The following is a 3,797-nucleotide window of genomic DNA, read 5'->3' on the forward strand; positions in this document are numbered from 1 at the left end:
TGCATGTGCAAGTGGAATCCCTTTTGTCGCCATCGTCATCACAATATCCACTTTTTTATGACTGAATGCTGTTGCGAACATTTTCCCGACTTTGTTTAAAACTTTCGGGTTGCCAAGAATATCCGTCATATATAAATAACCGCCAGGGAGCAATCTTTCCGGCTTTGCGATCATTTCACACAATTCCTCTAAATAGGCAGATGCCTCTTCATGACTTACATACGGGATATACCTGACACCGCCAGCAGCACCTGGGACCGTCACAAGCGTTCCGATTCCTTGCTGTTCGAATGTTTGTTTAATGATTCCAAGATCTTCACTTATGGAAGACTTTGCAGACCCATAACGGTCAGCAAAGAAGGAAAGCGGAACTAACCCTTGTGGATGTTGCAGCAAATAATGCGTCATGTCCACAAGACGACCACTTCGACGTAATTTCATGCTTTTTCCTCCTAAAATCCGAATATTCTAATGTAAATATAACATTAATATCCGGATTTAATCAAGACTGTTCCGCTCGCCAAGGATTCTGACTGCAAACACTTGATCACAGAACCCTCTCAATCCATTGCAAATGCGGTGCATTCTAGAATCATATTGAACAATTCCGAAGACAGTCGGGCCACTTCCGCTCATCAAAACGGCATCTGCACCGAATTTCTTCATCTGCTCTTTTATATGTGCCACTTCCGGATAAAGCTTTAATGTAACACTTTCCAACACATTGCCAACAAGCCCGATCATTTTTTCATAATCATTTTCATGAATGGCAGCAAGCATTCCTTCTACATCGGGATGCTCAACCTTACTAAGGTCGAGGTTGTTATACACTTCTGCTGTGGATACGCCAATTGTCGGCTTCGCAAGAACAATCCAACTATGAGGCGGAGCAGGGATATGTTGAACAATTTCTCCTCGTCCTGTTGCAACCGCCGTTCCCCCATATACACAAAATGACACATCAGAACCAATTTCAGCTCCAATCTCGGCCAGTTCGTCTAAGGTAAGCCCGAGTTTCCACAGCCTGTTCAAACCGCGTAGCGTGGCAGCCGCGTCACTGCTTCCGCCAGCTAATCCTGCTGCAACAGGAATCACCTTTGTAATTCCAATGGAAACCCCTTGCTTCACGTTAAACCGTTCCTTCAACAGGGCCGCTGCCTGGTAGGCCAAATTTCGATTATCGTCCGGAACATATCGATTATGAGATAGAATGGTGATTTGACCATCCTTTCGCTCTGACAGTTCAATACGGTCAGCTAAATCAATGGTGGTCATAATCATCTTCACTTCATGGAATCCGTCTGGACGCTTATGTAGCACATCTAGCGATAAGTTTATTTTCGCTGGTGCTTTTTCTAACAGTCTCACTTTCTTCACCTTCTTCATTCGTCTCCAATTATCTATGTATTGTACCATATTCCTTGTCAGAAATATCTCCATCAATGGGAAATATTATGTTTTCAAAAGTGATCTGTTTTTTCTGCGTTGCCAAAAAACCGAAGTGGCTTTCACTTCGGTTCTTCATTTATCTATTTATGTTGATTTTGTACAAGTTGTCGCTCTGCCAATTCTATGGCACGTTTTACCATGTTGCCGGCATCCTTGGCTTTTATTCCGCCCCAGCCTTCGCTTTGGACGACATCATAGAAACCGAGTTCTTTTGCCAGTTCTTCTTTTAGCTGATGAGACATTATGCTTCGTCTTCTGCTCATGATAAAAGCCCTCCTCATTGATCGTTGAACGCGACAGTATTAGTATTGGAGGGGTTTTGTGTTTTTATAAGCGGTTATATATGTATTTTTAAGAGGGTTGCTTTAAACGCCGCTGTTGATTTCCGCGCCAGGCTTCGCTTTCCTAAGGGCGTTGCTGGAGTCTCAGCCTTTCGCTCCAATCATCAGCTAAAGTGTTTTTAGGCAAAATAAAAAGCAGCAAACATAGTTGTCTACTGCCCACTTATGGCCATATTGCCTTCTTCGAAAAATGTAAGTTGTACCGTCTCTGTGAGGACATCTGCATAGCTGTAGGATACACGTTCAAAAGCATTTTCGTCTTGATCTAGTTCTATTACAAATACTGATGGATAAGTTTCTGCTAATATCCCTATGCGCTCAATTGTCTTTCTACGACCACCGTTAGCACGAAGAGTTAACTTTTTACCTAAATTAGAATCTAACGTTCTTTTGATATCTACTAACGTTTTTCCCATTTTACTCCACCTCACTATACTATAGTTAGTGTAACATATTTTTAATGAAAAATCAAATAAAACTTAAAATTATAACAACCACAAAAGCAACCTGTCAATATATTTCTGTCTACAATTATCTTCATATGTCTACATTTACTATGCGCACATAGGGGAATAATTATGTATAAAATGATAAATTACCTTTTTATCCTTACCAGGAGTGGTTTTTAGATTAAATTCATTGGGCTAAAATACGACAAAAAAACCCTTAACTTCTAACCGTTAAGAGTCTTCATCCGCTTCTTCATCTTCTTTATAAGGTCTAAAAGGCATTCCCGTTCGTAAAACTCCTCTTGTTTCAATACCTCCAAGTCCCTTATCCCCCGTTAATGTATTTTTCAATAAATCCCATACATTTACACGTTCCATAAAAGGAGTAAAACAAATTCTACCCACTATATAAACCGGATCAAGGGCATGTATATTCACTCGAGATGGGGAGCTTGCAAAGTTTGCGCCTGCCTGTATCAATGATTCAAAGTGGGACTGGCACGCGCCTGCAAAAATGACTAACTGATCGAGATTTGGTTGGATCCGGCGGGCCTCTTTTACGGTTTGCACAAAGTGCCAAGAGTGGCGATATGCTTTGAGGTCGTTCACTTTCCCCTTGCTCTTGGAGTATGCATCATGACCGGTGATAACTAAGATATCCGGTCGATACTTTTCCATCAATTCGATTATTTTCAGAGGCATTTCTTTTTCATTTGCATGCACTCCGTTGACAGGGACGCCGATTCTTTCGTAAAGCTCCAAGCACTTTTTTAAATACAAAGGATCTCCATCCAAATGCAAGACCTTTCCTGGCACTTGAAAATAGTTTTGCTCTGTACTATAGCCACCTGTTGCCTCGTATTCATTTTTTTCCCGAATCAGCTGATAGTCCTGTTGCAGGAGTTGCAAAGATCTGTTGACCTTGGATTCCGCCCTTTGCTTCCTGGTCATCTGCTCTTTTCCATCTACTACTTTCAGGTCTTCGTAAGGGGCATCTGCCATCAGCCTGACATCTTCCCCATATAATAAAACAACACGCTGTTTTAATTCATTCTCATGTATATCCATCACACGAAATAAAAGATCATAATTATAAGATTTTCGTGCAACAATGTCTCCAATTTTCAGCATCATTTTTCCCTCCAACTGGGAGAAGGCATTTACCCCAACGGTCTATCTAACCTAGAGTATGCAGGGAACTTTACGTGTGTGAGCACTTTCCTTGGTGTAATGAAGGTTGTGAACGCATTGGCCCGAATTCAATATCTGGGCATTTTAAAAGCTGCCACATCTTGAGGGAATACTTGATGCTGTGGCAGTTTTTTGTGTATTTCTTATTAATTTGGGACAAGTCCATTCATGTTAGCTGGCTTTGTTACTCGAATATCGGTTGAATTTTTGTTTATCCATTGTAAAGACACTTATATCCATCGTAAAAACGATTTATCCATTTTTGACTAATGAATATCCAGTGCTGAATACGTAACCCAAGTTGATTGGAGTGGAAGGCGCGCAGACGCCCGCGGGAGGAAGAGACAGGTGAGACCCCTCAGGCGGA

General features: G+C 41.4%; 4 protein-coding genes and 1 pseudogene. All 5 read right to left on the minus strand.

The window, feature by feature from the left end:
* Positions 1–441, minus strand: a pseudogene (locus tag M313_RS0116795) (pur operon repressor); the annotation flags it as partial.
* Positions 442–498: 57 nt separating this feature from the next.
* Entirely contained in the window at positions 499–1,368 is an 870-nt protein-coding gene (gene ispE / locus M313_RS0116800) for a 4-(cytidine 5'-diphospho)-2-C-methyl-D-erythritol kinase (RefSeq protein ID WP_010191380.1), read from the minus strand.
* Between the two features lie 161 nt (positions 1,369–1,529).
* On the minus strand, positions 1,530–1,712 hold the full coding sequence (locus M313_RS0116805; protein ID WP_010191378.1) for a small, acid-soluble spore protein, alpha/beta type: 183 nt from the start codon (positions 1,710–1,712) through the stop codon (positions 1,530–1,532).
* A 230-nt stretch (positions 1,713–1,942) separates the two neighbouring features.
* Complete coding sequence (veg, locus tag M313_RS0116810; RefSeq protein ID WP_010191377.1) at positions 1,943–2,206, minus strand: biofilm formation stimulator Veg; 264 nt, start codon at positions 2,204–2,206, stop codon at positions 1,943–1,945.
* A gap of 264 nt (positions 2,207–2,470) precedes the next feature.
* Positions 2,471–3,373, minus strand: a complete 903-nt coding sequence (gene yabG / locus M313_RS0116815; protein ID WP_034773953.1) for a sporulation peptidase YabG — start codon at positions 3,371–3,373, stop codon at positions 2,471–2,473.
* Positions 3,374–3,797 lie beyond the last annotated feature (424 nt).

It is taken from the genome of Bacillus sp. m3-13, assembly GCF_000175075.1.
GTDB classification, from domain to species: Bacteria; Bacillota; Bacilli; order Bacillales; family Bacillaceae_I; genus Sutcliffiella_A; species Sutcliffiella_A horikoshii_C.

Bases quoted from the DNA above. Each gene is read 5' to 3' on its own strand.
- M313_RS0116805 (WP_010191378.1), bottom strand. From the start codon at position 1,712: ATGAGCAGAAGACGAAGCATAATGTCTCATCAGCTAAAAGAAGAACTG.
- veg (WP_010191377.1), bottom strand. From the start codon at position 2,206: ATGGGAAAAACGTTAGTAGATATCAAAAGAACGTTAGATTCTAATTTA.
- yabG (WP_034773953.1), bottom strand. From the start codon at position 3,373: ATGATGCTGAAAATTGGAGACATTGTTGCACGAAAATCTTATAATTAT.